This is a genomic window from Pseudomonas sp. HY2-MNA-CIBAN-0224, assembly GCF_040310285.1.
Lineage (GTDB): Bacteria > Pseudomonadota > Gammaproteobacteria > Pseudomonadales > Pseudomonadaceae > Aquipseudomonas > Aquipseudomonas helleri.
This window is the reverse complement of record NZ_JBEOPQ010000487.1, coordinates 1-274: the sequence shown is the minus strand read 5'-3', so window position 1 is coordinate 274 and position 274 is coordinate 1. Positions and strand designations below refer to the sequence as shown.

The window sequence follows — 274 nt, the reverse complement described above, 5'->3', positions numbered from 1 at the left end:
CATTTGGCGCATAAGTGAGCTTGCCTTTTACGAGCATTTGCTTGCCATCACGCTGAATCTGGGCGCTGAACGGATCATTGGGTCGCGCTCGATTGATCAGGTTCAATAAATCTGCAGCACGCATAATCTGCACATTATTGTATTGCAAAATGATGTCGCCTGCTTGTAGACCTGATTTTTGGGCAGGCGAGTCTGGTGAGACGCGGGTAAGTAGTGCGCCCTGTGGACGCGCTAAATTATACGCTTCCGCTAAATTACGATCGATGTCTTGAGG

1 protein-coding gene is annotated in these 274 nt (G+C 48.9%); it reads right to left on the bottom strand.

Features of this window, described 5'->3' with window-relative positions; genetic code table 11:
• Positions 1–274 (bottom strand): PDZ domain-containing protein (locus AAEZ03_RS27275; RefSeq protein ID WP_350582966.1); only part of this gene is annotated, 274 nt, incomplete at both ends.